Genomic DNA, 14227 nt, shown 5'->3' on the forward strand with positions numbered 1-14227 from the left:
GTACGTGCCGCCGCCTCCGCCTGGAGGCCAGTACACGCCGCCTCCGCCGCCCCAGCAGCAGGCGCAACCGCCCCAGCCCCAGCAGGCGCAGCCTCGCCCGGGCGGCGGCGGCACCATCTCGCTGACCAAGAACTCTCCGTCGGTGTCGCTCACCAAGCACGGCGCGACGGGCGGGCACATGCGGGTGAACCTCAACTGGACCGCGCGGGCGGGCGTCGCCAAGGGACGGCTCGGCAAGCGCCGCCGCGGCGTCGACCTCGACCTGGACCTGTGCTGCCTCTGGGAGCTCCGCGACGGCCGCAAGGGGATCATTCACGCGCTCGGCGACATGGGCGCCCTGGACCGCGCGCCGTTCATCAAGCTCGACAAGGACGACCGGACCGGGGCGATCGAGACGGGTGAGAATCTTCACATCAACCTCGACCACACCGCCGACTTCAAGCGGATCCTGGTGTTCGCCGAAATCTACGACGGCGCCGACGACTTCCGCGGCCTGGACGCGATCGCCACGCTGTTCCCGGTGGGCGCGCCGCCGATCGACATGCGGATGGACGACTGCGTCGACGCGTCCCGCGACGCCGTCCTCGCGCTCATCGAGAACGTGAACGGCGAACTGGTCGTCCGGCGGGAGGGCCGGTTCATCCTGCCGCCTCCCGGCCGTCCGCGCTGGGGGAAGATGTCGGTCGACCAGGCCTATGGCTGGAACCTGGAGTGGGTCGCCTCACGCGGCAAGGACTGAACGAACCCGTCCGCGCATGTGTGCTGGTAAGGGCCCGGAACGTTGGCTGATGCTGCCGATTGTCCCGGGCCTGGCGGCAAGGGTAGGAACGTCGCATGAGCTCTGAGCGTCAGTACCCCGTCGTCCCGGCACCCCATTTCGACGTCCCGGAGGAGGAGGCGGTCGAGCGCGTCCAGGCGTTCGCCGATTCGATGACGTTGCGGCGCACCGTGCGCGACTTCTCCCGGCGTCCGGTGCCGCCGGACGTCATCGAGCACGCGATCCGCGCGGCGGCGACCGCCCCGAGCGGGGCCAACCTCCAGCCGTGGCGGTTCGTGGTGGTCACCGATCCCGAGCGCAAGCGGAGGCTCAGGGAGGCCGCGGAGCAGGAGGAGCGGGAGTTCTACGAGCGGCGCGCCTCGCAGGAGTGGCTCGACGCGCTGGCGCCCCTGGGCACCGACTGGCGCAAGCCGTTCCTGGAGGACGCCCCCGCGGTCATCATCGTCTTCGAGGTGCACAAGGGCCCGGACACACCGCGGCCTTACTACGTGAAGGAGTCGGTGGGCATCGCCGTAGGGTTCCTCCTGGCCGCGCTGCACCAGGCGGGTCTGGCGACCCTCACGCACACCCCGAGCCCCATGAGGTTCTTGAACGAGGTGTGCGACCGTCCGCAGGAGGAACGCGCGTACGTGGTGATCCCGGTCGGCTACCCGGCGGACGACGCGATGGTGCCCGACATCACCCGCAAGCCGGTCGACGAGGTCACCGTCCGCCTGTGACCGTCCGCCGGTGAACCTTCCGCGCGGTGGATGATCTCGCGCGGCTCAGGCGGCCTTGAGGGCGTCGGCGAGCTTCTTGTCCCGGGCCACCCGCACCAGGGCCGCGCTGAGCCGCGCGAGGTCCTTGTCGGGGACCTTGGACGCTAGCTCGCCGGCGTCGGTGGGCAGGCCGAGCCGTTCGGCGCCCTTGCGCACCTGGCCGTCGACGTAGGGGCGCAGCCAGGGCCAGATGGACTGGGCCTCACGGCAGAAGATGTCCACGCCGGTGGGCCCGATCCCGGGGAACTCCTGGAGGAGTTCGGCCGCCTTGTGCGGGTCGCGTCCGGCCTCGATGGCGAGCCGCCGCAGATCGCCCTTGTACTTCTCCTGGACGATCTCGGCGGTGTCGCCGAGGCGGGACGCGGTGCTCTCGTCGTAGCGGACGTAGTGGCCGCGGCCGAGCGCGTCGACCCGCTCCTGCCAGGTCAGCTTGCTCATCCCGCGCGGTGTCCCGCCGCCCGCCTCGAACAGCTCGCGGGCCGCCGCGAGGGCGATGTCGGACGAGATGCGCGCGCTCAGCAGGTTGGCCAGGACGAGCAGCTTGAAAAGCGCGGCCGGCTGGTCCTTCAGCGTGATGCCGGCCTCTTCGGCGAACGTCTCACCGGACTCGTTCAGCAGCTTCTTGACGACGGTGTCCATGGCATGTACCTCCTGTCGTCGCCCGCCCTACCCGAGCCGGCGAGGATGACTCATGCCCGGACGCCCGGCAGAGGCACAGAGGGCCGGGCAAACGTCACAGAAGGCTGAGCTGTCCTTCTCCTGCGAGCGGGTCACGGTGCTTCTTGAGGTGCCGCCAGCGCGGGAGGTCGTCCAGGTAGGACCACGACAGCCGGTGATGCGGCGTCGGCCCCGACTCCTCCAGGGCCTTCTGGTGGATGGGTGACGGGTACCCAGCACTGTCCGCGAACCCGTATCCGGGGAATTCCGCGTCGAGCCCTGCCATCAACCGGTCACGGTGGACCTTCGCCAAGACGGAGGCGGCCGCGACGGTAACCGACCTTTGGTCGGCCTTGACCTCGCAGCGCACCCGCCAGGGGCGCCTCAGGAAATCGTGCTTGCCGTCCAGGATGACCACGTCGGGCGGGACGGGCAGCGACTCCAGCGCGCGGACGGCGGCACGCCGCAGCGCCTCGGTCATGCCGACCTCGTCGATCTCCTCGGGACCGGACGCGCCGATGGCGTGGCCCGCGAGCCATCCGGGCAGCACTTCGGCGAACGACTCGCGGTGGGCCTCGGTGAGGAGCTTGGAGTCGGTCAGGCTGACGGTCCTCTTGCCGCGCCCCTGGAGGACGGGTGGCGGGGTCAGGTCGGTGACCGCCGCGCACACCACGACGGGGCCCGCCCACGCGCCGCGTCCCACCTCGTCCACCCCGGCGATCGTGGCAGGACGGCCGCTCCCGGACGACATGGCCCGCAGTTCGTCCTCGATCTCGTAGCCCGCGACGCGCGAGACCTCCTTGGTGGTGACAGGGCCGGCGTCCAGTCCGGGCAGAGCGTTCGTGGGGTCGGTCGGCATGCGCCCCATCATCGCAGTGGCCGTCCACTTCTGGACACTACAAATGTGCTGGTCTCGGGACTGAGGTCTCGCCCGTCCCGCACCAGGCAGGCGCACCGGGCCCAACGAACAGGGCGCGGGGAGTCCCGTTCCGGGCGGTCCTGCGCTTTACTCGCTTCTGATGGCTTTGTTCGGCAGGTCTCGCTCCCGCCCGGCGAAGGACGCCGCGGCACGGGATCTTTTCGAGCGCCTGCGATGGCGCTACTTCCAGATCACCCCGGGCGTGAGGTTCCTGGGCGGGGTGCTGCTCATCGCTCTGATCGTGGCCGCCACGGTGGTGGGGGAAGGGCCCGTCCTCGCCGCGGCGGCGTTCTCGGTGATCCTGCTCGTCGTCGTCCACCTGACGTTGCGTTCGCCCACGGGCATGGCGGTCGTCGCGGTCGTCCTGGCCTGGCTGGCGCTGTCGGTCCCTCTGGGAAGCCTCTACCCGGATGAAGGGCACCCGTCGTACCTGAACCCCGCACTGCTCTTGGCCCTGCTTGCGCTCCCGGTGGCGTTCGTGGCGTTCCGGCTGCGCGGCTACACGCCATGGCGATCCGCGCTACTAGCACTGGGCATGGCGGGCGTGACGACCGCCGCCATCGCGCAGCTCCTGCCGGAGGCGAGCGTGGCGCCCGGCTGGGTGGCGGCTCTGGCCTTCCTCGCCTACCGCTGGGATCAGGCCCGCCGCGCCGTGCCCGCCGAGGCGTACGAGACCGGCTGGGTCCAGGAACAGGCCGGTCCCAAAGGGGACGGCAGGTCCGCGCCGCGCAGGAACCCGTCCGGCAACGACAGACGCGACCGCCCGGACCGTCTGGAACGGCCGGACAAACATGACAGGACCGAACGGTTCGACAAGCTCGACAAGGGCGACAGGCCAACCCGGCCCGGCAGATCCGATAGGCGCGTCCCAGAAGACGATGAGGCCGCCGCTTCGGCGGCCGTGTACGCGGGCCATGAGCAGCGTGCCGCGGCGCAGGCGGCCGACGCCGCGATGGCCCCGGAGCGCGCGAATCCTGAGGCCCGTAAGGAAAAGGAAAGGGCACCGGAGATATCGGTCGCAGAGGCGCTCGCCGAGCTGGAGGACATGATCGGCCTTGAGCCGGTCAAGCGGCAGGTCCGTTCCATCGCCGCGTCCATCGAGGCCGCGCACATGCGCGCCGCCGCCGGGGTGCCCACGGAGAAGCCGATGCGGCACTTCGTGTTCGTCGGTCCGTCCGGGACGGGCAAGACCACCGTGGCGCGCGTCCTCGCCAAAATCTTCTACGCCTTCGGGCTGCTGCCCGAGCCCGCCCTGGTCGAGGCACACCGCGCCGACCTCGTCGGCGAGTTCCTCGGTGCCACGGCACTGAAGACCAACCGGCTCGTTGACTCCGCTCTAGGCGGGGTGCTGTTCATCGACGAGGCGTACAGCCTGGCCAACTCCGCCGAGGGCCAGCCGGACCGGTTCGGTGACGAGGCCGTGCAGACGCTCCTCAAGCGCGCGGAGGACGACCGCGACAACCTCGTCATCATCCTTGCGGGATACGACGCGCAGATGGCCGAGTTCCTCGACTCCAACCCTGGGCTGGCCTCACGGTTCGGCACGCGCGTGCATTTCCCGTCGTACCGTCCTGCCGAACTGCTCCAGATCGCCGACTACCATACCGCCCTCCGGGAGGACCGGCTCGACGCGGAGGCGCGGCGGCGGCTCGCCGCACGGTTCGAGGAGGTCGAGCGGCGCGGCATCGTCGACGAGCTGGGCAACGGACGGTTCGTCCGGTCCCTGACCGAGGCGGCGGCGCGCGCGCGGGACGTGCGCGTGGTCGACGCCGTGTCCGCGTCCACGGGCTCGGCGAAGCCCAGCGCCGATGACCTGGTCACCTTGCGCGCGGAAGACGTCGAGGCCGCGTTCGCCGAGGTCACCGAGCGCTACCGCGGCTACGTCGAGACGCCGACGCTCGACGAGGCCCTCGGCTCGCTCGACCAGATGATCGGGCTCGAACCGGTGAAGCGGCAGGTCCGCGAGATCGCCGCCCAGCTCCAGGTCGCGCGGATGCGCCAGGAGCAGGGCCTGGTCACCCGCCCGCCGACCCGCCATTTCGTCTTCACCGGGCCGCCCGGCACCGGCAAGACGACCGTCGCGCGCGTGCTCGGCCGCATCTTCGCCGCGTCCGGGCTGCTCGCCCGTCCGGAGGTGGTCGAAGCGCAGCGCGCGGACCTCGTCGGCGAGCACCTGGGCGGGACGGCGCTCAAGACGAACAAGGTGGTCGACTCGGCGCTCGGCGGTGTGCTGTTCGTGGACGAGGCGTACGCGCTGAGCAACCCGGGCTATACCGGCGGGGACGCTTTCGGCGCGGAGGCCGTGCAGACTCTGCTCAAGCGCGCCGAGGACGATCGTGACCGTCTCGTCGTCGTCCTCGCGGGATACGAGGCCGAGATGGACCGGTTCCTGTCGTCCAACCCTGGGCTGGCCTCACGGTTCGACGTCCGCGTCGACTTCCCCTCCTATGGGCCGGACGAACTGCTCCGCATCGCGCAGCTCATCGCCGAGGAGGGCGGCGACCGGTGGGAGGAACGCGCTCTCGACGACCTCGCCCTGGTCTTCCAGCGTGCGTGCGGGTCGGGCCGTATCGACGAGCTGGGCAACGGCCGCTTCGCCCGCTCCATGTACGAGAAGGCGAGCGCGCGCCGCGCGCTGCGGGCCGCACGGCTCGGCGACGCCGCGACGGCCGCCGACCTCACGGTCCTCACCACGGAGGACGTCCGTGACGCGTTCGCCGAACTCACCCATCGCCTGACCTGACCCTAGGCGCGAGTGCCGGTGCCGCCCGTGTCGTGGGCGTGCGCTGTAATCGGGGCATGACCTCGGTGACGTGGGCGCAGGTGCTGGCCTGGAGGATGCGGCGGCAGTTCATAGAATCCGCCGGTGACGCGTCGGCGGTGCAGATAGCGCGGCGGCTGGCGGGAGTGCAGGCGCAGGTCGCCTCGGCGGCGGAATTCGCCGTCGCGGTCCGGCAGACGGCTCCGGAAACGGGCGAGGTGCAGCGGGCCCTTCTGGACGAACGGGCTCTCGTCAAGACCTGGGCCATGCGCGGAACACTGCATCTGCTGCCCGCGGACGAGGCCGCCGCCTATCTCGTCCTGTGCGCCGCCGTGCGCAACTGGGAGAAGCCCGTCTGGCAGCGGAACTTCGGGGCCACGCCCGCCGATCTGGAGGCGATGGCCGGAGCCGCCGCCGACGCCCTGGCCGACGGTGCGGTCCTCACGCGCGAAGAACTCACCGCGGAAGTCGTGGAGAGGACCGGCTCAGGGCATCTGGCCGAAACGCTCGCCTCCGGTTGGGGCACCCTGCTGAAACCACTGGCCTGGTGGGGCGTCCTCTGCCACGGGCGGTCGCAGGGCACCCGCGTGACGTTCACGTCTCCGGAGCGGTGGCTGCCGGGCTGGTCGGGCCTGCCGTCCATGGAGGACGCCGCCCGGACGGCCGTTCACGCGTTCCTCGGAGCGCACGGCCCCGCCACCCCCGACATGTTCGACAACTGGCTGATGCGCAAGTTGAACCGCAAGAGGGACGTCAAATCCTGGTTCGCCGCAGCCGAGGACGGGCTCTCCACCATCGACGTCGACGGCGTGCAGATGTACGTCCTGGACGCGCACCGTGACGAGCTTCTGAACACCGAACCGAGCACGTCCGTCCGGCTCCTCGGGGCCTTCGACCAGTACGTCCTGGGCGCCGGGACGAGCGCGCCCTACCTCGTGCCGCCGGAACACCGCAAGGACGTGAGCCGCACGGGAGGCTGGATATCTCCCGTCGTCCTGTACGAGGGGCGCGTGGCGGGCGTCTGGGAGGCGAAGGACGGCGACGTGGCCGTCACCCCCTTCGAGGACATTCCCGCCGCCCCGCTCCAGGACGAGTTGGCCCGACTGGACGCGCTGCTGTCCTGACAGGTGCGGCCGCCCCGGCCAGAGGCGAGCGGCCGGCGTTCATCTAGGGTGCCGCCCATGGACGATCGCGACGAAACGGCCGATCGGCGCGGCGAGGCGGTCGAGCCAGAAGAACCGGTCGAGTACCGGCAGACGCGCTACAAGGCCCCGGACGGTGCGGCGGAGCTTCTCCTGATCCGGCACGGCGCGTCCGAGCCCGCCCGTCCGGACCGGCCGTTCCCGCTCGTCGACGGCCATAGCGACCCGGAGCTCGCGCCTGAGGGACGCGAACAGGCGGAGCGGGTCGGCGAGCGGCTCGCAGAGGTGAAGCTCGACGCGATCTATGTGACGCCCCTGCGCCGCACATCGCAGACCGCAGCCCCGCTGGTCCGCCGTCTGGGGCTGGAGCCCCGCGTCGAACCCGGCCTACGCGAGGTGCACCTCGGCGAATGGGAGGGCGGGCTGTTCCGGAAGAGGGTCGCCGATGGCGATCCGGTGGCGCAGCGCCTGTTCGCCGAAGAGCGCTGGGACGTCATCCCCGGAGCGGAGCCCGCCGAGGCGTTCGCGGAACGGGTCGAAGCGAGCCTCACCCGGCTCGCGGCGGCGCACGCGGGTGGCCGCATCGCGGTGTTCACCCACGGCGGCGTGATCGCCCAGGCGCTCGCCGCCGCGACCGGGTCCAGGCCGTTCGCGTTCCTCGCCCCCGACAACGGGTCCATCTCGTGCCTGGTGAGGCTCGGTGACCTGTCGTCCATCCGCGGGTTCAACGACGTGTCCCACCTGGACTGGTCCGTGGCCGCGCCCCTGACGTAGGCGCGCGACGTTAGAGGCGGAAACGGAGACGCTGACCTGGACGCAACTGCGCGGCGTCGGCCACGTCGCCTGAGGCGAGCACGGCGACCACGGGGTAGCCGCCGGTCGTCGGATGGTCGGCCAGGAAGATGATGGGCATTCCGCTGGGCGGCACCTGAAGCGCACCGGTGACCACGCCCTCGCTGCCGAGTTCACCTTCGCGCACGCGGACCAGCGGCGGGCCCTCCAGGCGCACGCCCACGCGGTTGCTGTCCGGCGACACGACATAGGCGGTGGACGTCAGCGTGGCCATCGCGTCCTCAGCGAACCAGTCGTCGCGCGGGCCGGGCAGGATGCGCAGCACCGGCGTCTCGGGCAGGGGCGGCGCAGGCGCGACGTCCACGGCGATATCACCGAGACCCTTCGCCGACCCCAACGGAAGGCGGTCGCCGGACGAGAGCGGCGCAGGGCCGAGCCCTGACAGAAGGTCGGTCGAACGGCTCCCCAGAACCTCATCGACGATGACCCCACCACGCACGGCGAGATAACTGCGCAGCCCCGAGGGCGGCGTACCGAACTCGACCAGCCCGCCGTCCGGGACATGGCACGGCGCGTTCGTCCCGTATGCGCGGCCGTTGACGCACAGCGGAACCGGCGCTCCCGTGACCGCGATCCAGGAGTTCCGGTGAAAACGCAAGGCGCCCCCGCCGAGCGTGAACTCCACGCCCGCCGCGCCCTCGGGGTTGCCGACGAGGCGGTTGGCCAGCCGGTAGGCGCGCTCGTCCGCCGCCCCGGAACGCGGCACGCCCAGGTGCGCGCGGCCCGGCCGCCCGAGGTCCTGGACGGTCGCCAGCGGCCCGGGCCGCACGATCTCGATCAACGCACGACCTCGATCACGATGGTTCCTCGGGCACGAAACGGACACGCGTCCCGGGCCTGAGCAGCGACGGAGGGTCGCGCTTCACGTCCCACAGCCGCAGCGCGGAACGTCCGAGCAACCGCCAGCCGCCCGGCGACCGGGACGGGTAGACGGCCGCGTACGGCCCCGCGATCGCCACCGAGCCCGCGGGCACCGAGGTCCGCGGCGACTCGCGCCGCGCCACGTGCAGGGCCGGGTCGAGGCCCGTCAGATAGCCGAAGCCGGGGGAGAAGCCGAGGTAGGCGACCGTGTACGAGGCGGCGGCGTGCCGGTGGACGACGTCGTCGCGGGACAGCCCGGTGAGCGCGGCGACCTCGTCCAGGTCCTCCCCGTCGTAGACCACGGGGATCTCCACCGGCTCCATGTCTCCGGCCGCGTCCTCGGGCAGCCGCAGCTGCGGAAGCCGTGAGGCGAGACGGTCCAGATCCGCCGACGGGTCGGCGATGACCAGCACGGTCTGTTCCCCGGGGACGACGTCCACCACGCCCGGCAGCGGATCGTCCCGCAGGGCGGCGTTCAGGCGGTGCGCGGTCACGAGGTCGCCGGTCTCCACGAGCAGGGCCGCGTCACCGGCGCGCCGCACTCTCACGCGAACGGCTCCAGCTCGACCCCCGCGCCGGACAGCGCCGACCGCACCGACCGGGCCAGGTCCACTGCGCCCGGGGTGTCGCCGTGGACGCACATGGAACGGGCATCCAGCGCGACCGTTCCGCCCTCCACGGAAACGACGATGCCCTCTACGGCCATCCTTACGGCGCGCTGGACGACGACATCCCGGTCATGCACCACGGCTCCCGGCTCACGGCGCGACATGAGCCGGCCAGACGACGTATAGGCCCGGTCCGCGAAACACTCGGCGACCACGGTCAGCCCTTCTGCGACGTCACCCACCGCTGAACCAGGCAGTGTCAGGAGCGGAAGCGAGGGATCGTACGCCCGTACCGCATCGGCCACCGCCCGGGCCTGGACGGCGTCGCGCGCCACCCGGTTGTACAGCGCCCCGTGAGGCTTGACGTAGGCCACACGGCCGCCTTCCGCGCGCGCTATGCCGTCCAGTGCGGCGATCTGGTAGAGGACCTCGGCGGTCAGCTCCGGTGGGGCGACGTCCATCTCGCGGCGTCCGAAACCGGCCAGGTCCCGGTACGACACCTGCGCGCCGATCGTCACCCCGCGTTCGACGGCCGCCGCGCACACCCGCCGCATGATGAGCGGATCGCCCGCGTGGAACCCGCACGCCACGTTCGCGCTCGTGATGACGTCGAGCAGCGCCAGGTCGTCGCCGAGCTCCCAGATGCCGAACCCCTCGCCCAGGTCGGCGTTGATGTCGATGACCGCCATGCCAAAGACCTACCACCGATCACCGCGCTTCAGACGGTGTCCCCTCTTCAGACGATGTCCTCGCGCACGTCCTCGACCTCATGCCTGGACGCCCAGCCCTGGTACACGCCGCGGTCGAACAGCTCCAGCCCCAGGTCCTGCCCCAGGCGCTCCGCCACCGGCGCGTCGCCGCCGCTGTACTCCACGCGCAGCCAGCCGTCGTGTTCACCCAGGACCACGAACGGCTCACCGTGCCAGGTGCAGTGCGTCGTGACGTATTGGAGGTGGTCCACGTCCGACAGCGGCACCACCTGGACGTACCGGTCAGGCGATACGCGCCTGAAGCCGTCGGCGGGCCGTGCCAGGTAGAGCCGGACCAGGTCGCCGTCCGGGCTGGCCTCGTACTCGGCGCCGTGCCATCCCGCGTAGAAGCCGTGCCGGACGCTCATCCCGACCCTCCCGGCAGCTTCACGAGCCACCTGCGCAGATCGGCGTCGTAGGACGCCACCAGCCACTCCGTTCCGGCGGCGAGCCGGTACAGCCCGGCGCCGTGCGGCAGCCGCTGGCTCTCGATCCTGAACCCGGGGACGCCCTGCCCGCCCACCGGCGGGTGGGACCGCCGGAACAGCGGCGGCTTCACCGCCGGCCAGCGGATCACGAAGAGCTCCGCGTCGGCGGGCGTGAACGGCGAGCCCTCGTACACCAGCCCGAGCCCGTTGATCAGCGCCTCCGGCGTCGCCATCGCCGCGACGTCCTCGACCCGGTGCACCTGCCCGGCGACCAGGTCGTAGCCGCCGTCCAGGTAGTGCCGGACGTGCTCGGGGCGCACCGCCTTCTGCATGATCGTGAACTGCGGCGTGCCGTCCGCGGGCCCGCGCTCTCCCGTCGAGGGCCCCGCGTCCCGCGGTGGTGGAGCGCCGAGCGGGCTTGTGGGCGTCTCTGAGCCCTCGGGAACGCCGGACGGCTCCAGAGGTTCGGCCGGCGGCGGAGAGGGGCTCTCCGGCAGGCTGGGAGCCGTCCGGACGGTGTCGAAGCCGCCCGGCGGGGCTTCCGGTTCTGGCTCGGCGCGGGCTGGCTCGGCGCGGGCTGGCTCGGGGTGCTCGGCGGGCTCGAGGAGTGCGTTCGCGTCCAGGTAGGACGCGCTCGGCAGGCCGGGGTTGATCGCGAGCCGCCACTCCGGATGCGGCCAGCCGCGCGCCAGCTCCGCCAGGGACGCCTTCCGGTGGTGCGCGGCCTGCCCCTGCAGGGAGTGGTCCATGGCCTCGGGCGAGGTGAACGCCAGCACGAACGTCCCATCGCCGAACCGCGCCGTAGCGAACTGGTGGTCGGCGGCTCCTGCGTCCCCTGGAGCGGGCAGATACAGGGCGGCGCGTGCCAGCAGGTCCAAGTAACCGTGCTGGTCGCCGCGTTCACGGGCCTCGGCGAGCGCGGTCTCCAGACCGAAGGTCGACGGGCCGGACGGCTGTGCGGCGGCGCCGTTCCCGGACTCGGGCAGGGCCAGCGGGATGCCGAGCCCCGGCAGCGTGAGCGGACCGCCCTCCGGCCCGGCCCGGCTCGCCTGGTAGACGAGTTCCAGCGGCGACTCGATGTGGTAGGCGTCGCGGAACGCCCCGACCATCAGCCCGGCGAGGAGGGCGGACGCCTCCAGATGCTCCGCCGAGACCCGGTCGTCGCGGTCGTGGCGGTCACGGCGGTTCCGGCCGATCCGGCGATCCCGGGGGGCGCGCAGGGTGAACTGCTGCCACCAGTTCTTGCGCTCCTCCTCGTCCGGCGGCTCCCAGCCGAGCGCCCGCAGCCGCCGCTCCTGCCGCGGGGCCAGCGGACGGGGCAGGAACGCGCTGCCCACGGCCTCGGCGTCGAACAGCTCCTCGGTCCTCATCGCCTGGACGTAGGGCAGGCCACTCGGCCCCTGCACGATGACGAACGACGTGACCGGCAGGCGCGACAGTTCCAACGTCAGCCGCATGGCGAAGTCGTTCCAGTCCACAGGGGTCCACTCTCGCGTCCGGGGGGCGGAAGAATGCCTACCAGACGGTAGCCGAACGCGCGTCAGTCGGTCCGCGGACCCGGAACGGCGTCGGACTGCACCGGCGCCCACACGCCGCCTATGGCGTCGTAGACCGCGAGCGGCGTCTGGTCGCCCTCACCGGCCGAGCGCCAGAGGCGGGTCCCATGAGGCGGACGCAACGGGACGCCCGCAGGCGGCTGCGCGCCCGCGGGGGGCTGCTTGTTCGTCGGCGCGCCGAGAGGAAGCGCTGCCGCGTTCTCCGCCTGGACGCTCTCCGCCGGAGCGCTCTCCGCCTCCGTGGGGTCCGGTTCGGCGGGCTTTGGCGCGACGGGCGTAGGTGTGATGGGCTCCGGTGCGGCGGGCTCCGGCGGGAAGCTTTCCCGCACGGCGCTGTCGGGCTCACCGGTGCCCGTCCCGAGCGCGGCCCGCAGATCGGCGGTGCTGTACGGGTCGATGGCGGTGTGGGGGTCTTCGTGCGGGCGGTCGACGGGCGGCCGGTCGACGGCAGGGGCCGAGCCGTTGACCGCCGGCATCGTGCCACCGGCCACGGGGTTGGGCCCGGCGAGCGCGTTGGGGTCGACCTTCCCGTACGGGTTCGGCACGTCCGGCGCGAGGGACGGCGCCGCCCCCGCTCCCGCGTCCATGCGGGAGATGACGGACGAGTCCAGAAGGACCTCGCTGGGCAGCCCCCAGTTGATCGCCAGCCGCCAGGTGGGGTCGGGCCAGGCGGACGCCAGCCGGGCGAACGAGGTGCGCCGGTAGAGGCCGGGGTGCCGGTCGCCGGTGCGGGCCAGGGCGCTCGGCGAGGTGAACACCGTGACGTAGGTGCTGCTGCCGATCGTGATGGTGGGGAACTCGGCGCGGTCGGGGTCCTCCACCGCGGGCGCCGTGGCCGGGAGCACAAGGTCGGCGTTGGCCAGCAGCCTGAAATACGCGGTGTTGTCGCCGTTCGCCTTGGCCTCCGCCAGGCGTGGTTCGAGCAGATCGACGTCCGCCTTTGGACGCCCCTCCGGTGCCGGAGGCGTCCCCCCAGGCGACGACACCGACGACACGGAGGACAGCGGACCTGTATCGGCGAGCAGGTCGCCGGACGTTCGGGCGGACGAGGCACGGCGCTTGTTCACGCGCGACGGGTCCGCCACGTCGATGCCGAAGTCGGTGAGCTCGATCAGCCCGGTGCCGTGCCGGTGGAACGACTCGTACACGAGGTCGGACGGCCGCCGGACGCCCTGGACGTCGCGCAGGGCGGTGACCATGACGTCGGCCAGCCGCGAGAAGTCGACGCCGGTCACCGACAGCATCCCGCCGGGCGTGCCGAACTCCGGCAGCTCCGTCCACCAGTTGCGGGGGGCGGGCTCGGACGGCGGGCGCCAGCCCGCCTCGCTCATGACCTCCTCGTCGGCCAGCGTGAGCAGCAGCGGACCTTCAAGGAAGTTGTTGCTGACGGCCTCGGCGTAGAGCCGGTCGGGCTCGCGCATGGCCTGCACGTAGTGCCGGCTCTCATCGCGCTCCCGCACGATGAGGATGGTGTCCCGTTCGAGACCCGCCAGCTCACGACCCAGCCGACGGGCGAACTCGGACCACTCCAACAAGATCACTCCCTACGACCGGAGGCCGGGCCCCCAGGGGCCCCCGCGAGACCATGCCCGGGAACCGATGATTACCGCCGGGGACGCCGCGTGCAAACCGGGAGATCACTCCGGCGGGGGTTCGTGACGCAGCACATGCAGGGCCTCGCGGAGCGCCTCCGGGTCGTCTCCGCAGCGGTCCAGGACGTCGATGAGTTTGTGCAGGATCTCGTGCCGTTCGTACCCGATGTCGAGGAGAGATTGTGCGGTATCCCACAGCTGCGGGGGGTCGCCGTCCCACAGACGTTCGGCGAGGCGTTCGTGCGCGTTCAGGTGCTCTTCGTCCGCGCCGGGGTGCTCGAACTCCAGGATGACGCGGCGGTCGTCGGGGTCGGCAGGGTCCAGGGTCGACAGGTTGATGTAACCGTGCCGCCCGGAGCGCCGGTGGGTGCCGGACAGGAACGGCAGGGCGAACGCCCGTCGCGGCAGCGCCTCCAGATCGCCGTCGGGCAGCAGCCGGCCGACCAGGTCACGGTCGAGACCGAATGCGGACGGGTCGCGGTAGGCCTCGGCGAACTTCGCGGTGGCGTCCCACAGGGCGTCCAGCGTCGCCCTGACGCCCTCCTCGGGCAGCCCTGTGCGTTTGC

Annotated in this window: 12 protein-coding genes and 2 pseudogenes; 5 read left to right on the forward strand and 9 right to left on the reverse strand. The window is 71.9% G+C overall.

What is annotated here, in order from left to right; genetic code table 11:
* Together E1264_RS29800 and E1264_RS29805 are read left to right on the forward strand one after the other, a co-directional pair.
* Positions 1-739, forward strand: a pseudogene (locus E1264_RS29800) (stress protein); the annotation flags it as partial.
* A 95-nt stretch (positions 740-834) separates the two neighbouring features.
* A complete protein-coding gene (locus tag E1264_RS29805; RefSeq protein ID WP_132178780.1) occupies positions 835-1497 on the forward strand; it encodes a nitroreductase family protein in 663 nt (220 codons plus the stop codon).
* A 45-nt stretch (positions 1498-1542) separates the two neighbouring features.
* Here the strand turns inward: E1264_RS29805 and E1264_RS29810 are convergent, their stop codons facing one another.
* A complete protein-coding gene (locus tag E1264_RS29810) occupies positions 1543-2175 on the reverse strand; it encodes an endonuclease (RefSeq protein ID WP_132178781.1) in 633 nt (210 codons plus the stop codon).
* A 94-nt stretch (positions 2176-2269) separates the two neighbouring features.
* Positions 2270-2944 carry a ribonuclease HII gene (locus tag E1264_RS29815; protein ID WP_132178789.1) on the reverse strand — a complete coding sequence of 225 codons (675 nt, stop codon included), beginning with the start codon at positions 2942-2944 and terminating at the stop codon, positions 2270-2272.
* 268 nt (positions 2945-3212) lie between these two features.
* On the opposite strand from E1264_RS29815, the gene E1264_RS29820 reads away from it, so the two are divergent.
* The 3 genes from E1264_RS29820 to E1264_RS29830 are packed head-to-tail and all read left to right on the forward strand — an operon-like array spanning position 3213 to position 7789.
* Positions 3213-5855 (forward strand): AAA family ATPase, encoded by a 2643-nt coding sequence (locus E1264_RS29820; RefSeq protein ID WP_243711244.1) that lies wholly within the window; start codon positions 3213-3215, stop codon positions 5853-5855.
* Positions 5856-5911: 56 nt separating this feature from the next.
* On the forward strand, positions 5912-6997 hold the full coding sequence (locus E1264_RS29825) for a winged helix DNA-binding domain-containing protein (protein WP_132178782.1): 1086 nt from the start codon (positions 5912-5914) through the stop codon (positions 6995-6997).
* A gap of 57 nt (positions 6998-7054) precedes the next feature.
* The gene (locus E1264_RS29830) at positions 7055-7789 is read left to right on the forward strand and encodes a histidine phosphatase family protein (RefSeq protein ID WP_132178783.1); all 735 of its coding nucleotides are present in this window, start codon (positions 7055-7057) and stop codon (positions 7787-7789) included.
* 10 nt (positions 7790-7799) lie between these two features.
* Here the strand turns inward: E1264_RS29830 and E1264_RS29835 are convergent, their stop codons facing one another.
* From E1264_RS29835 to E1264_RS29865, 7 genes and pseudogenes are all read right to left on the reverse strand, one after another.
* Complete coding sequence (locus tag E1264_RS29835) at positions 7800-8648, reverse strand: biotin-dependent carboxyltransferase family protein (RefSeq protein WP_132178784.1); 849 nt, start codon at positions 8646-8648, stop codon at positions 7800-7802.
* Between the two features lie 13 nt (positions 8649-8661).
* On the reverse strand, positions 8662-9276 hold the full coding sequence (gene pxpB / locus E1264_RS29840; RefSeq protein ID WP_132178785.1) for a 5-oxoprolinase subunit PxpB: 615 nt from the start codon (positions 9274-9276) through the stop codon (positions 8662-8664).
* Entirely contained in the window at positions 9273-10025 is a 753-nt protein-coding gene (locus E1264_RS29845; RefSeq protein ID WP_132178786.1) for a 5-oxoprolinase subunit PxpA, read from the reverse strand. Before E1264_RS29845 ends, pxpB begins: the two co-directional genes overlap by 4 nt.
* Positions 10026-10072: 47 nt before the next feature.
* On the reverse strand, positions 10073-10453 hold the full coding sequence (locus E1264_RS29850) for a hypothetical protein (RefSeq protein ID WP_132178787.1): 381 nt from the start codon (positions 10451-10453) through the stop codon (positions 10073-10075).
* On the reverse strand, positions 10450-11991 hold the full coding sequence (locus E1264_RS29855) for an SseB family protein (protein ID WP_132178788.1): 1542 nt from the start codon (positions 11989-11991) through the stop codon (positions 10450-10452). The genes E1264_RS29850 and E1264_RS29855 overlap by 4 nt, the downstream gene beginning before the upstream one ends.
* A gap of 62 nt (positions 11992-12053) precedes the next feature.
* Entirely contained in the window at positions 12054-13604 is a 1551-nt protein-coding gene (locus E1264_RS45510) for an SseB family protein (RefSeq protein ID WP_243711245.1), read from the reverse strand.
* Positions 13605-13706: 102 nt separating this feature from the next.
* Positions 13707-14227, reverse strand: a pseudogene (locus E1264_RS29865) (hypothetical protein); the annotation flags it as partial.

The organism is Actinomadura sp. KC216 (assembly GCF_004348535.1).
In the GTDB taxonomy this organism is placed as follows: Bacteria; Actinomycetota; Actinomycetes; order Streptosporangiales; family Streptosporangiaceae; genus Spirillospora.

What these genes read in the sequence shown, in the direction of transcription:
- E1264_RS29805 (WP_132178780.1), top strand. Translation starts at nt 835, where the DNA reads ATGAGCTCTGAGCGTCAGTACCCCGTCGTCCCGGCACCCCATTTCGAC.
- E1264_RS29810 (WP_132178781.1), bottom strand. Translation starts at nt 2,175, where the DNA reads ATGGACACCGTCGTCAAGAAGCTGCTGAACGAGTCCGGTGAGACGTTC.
- E1264_RS29815 (WP_132178789.1), bottom strand. Translation starts at nt 2,944, where the DNA reads ATGTCGTCCGGGAGCGGCCGTCCTGCCACGATCGCCGGGGTGGACGAG.
- E1264_RS29820 (WP_243711244.1), top strand. Translation starts at nt 3,213, where the DNA reads ATGGCTTTGTTCGGCAGGTCTCGCTCCCGCCCGGCGAAGGACGCCGCG.
- E1264_RS29825 (WP_132178782.1), top strand. Translation starts at nt 5,912, where the DNA reads ATGACCTCGGTGACGTGGGCGCAGGTGCTGGCCTGGAGGATGCGGCGG.
- E1264_RS29830 (WP_132178783.1), top strand. Translation starts at nt 7,055, where the DNA reads ATGGACGATCGCGACGAAACGGCCGATCGGCGCGGCGAGGCGGTCGAG.
- E1264_RS29845 (WP_132178786.1), bottom strand. Translation starts at nt 10,025, where the DNA reads ATGGCGGTCATCGACATCAACGCCGACCTGGGCGAGGGGTTCGGCATC.
- E1264_RS29850 (WP_132178787.1), bottom strand. Translation starts at nt 10,453, where the DNA reads ATGAGCGTCCGGCACGGCTTCTACGCGGGATGGCACGGCGCCGAGTAC.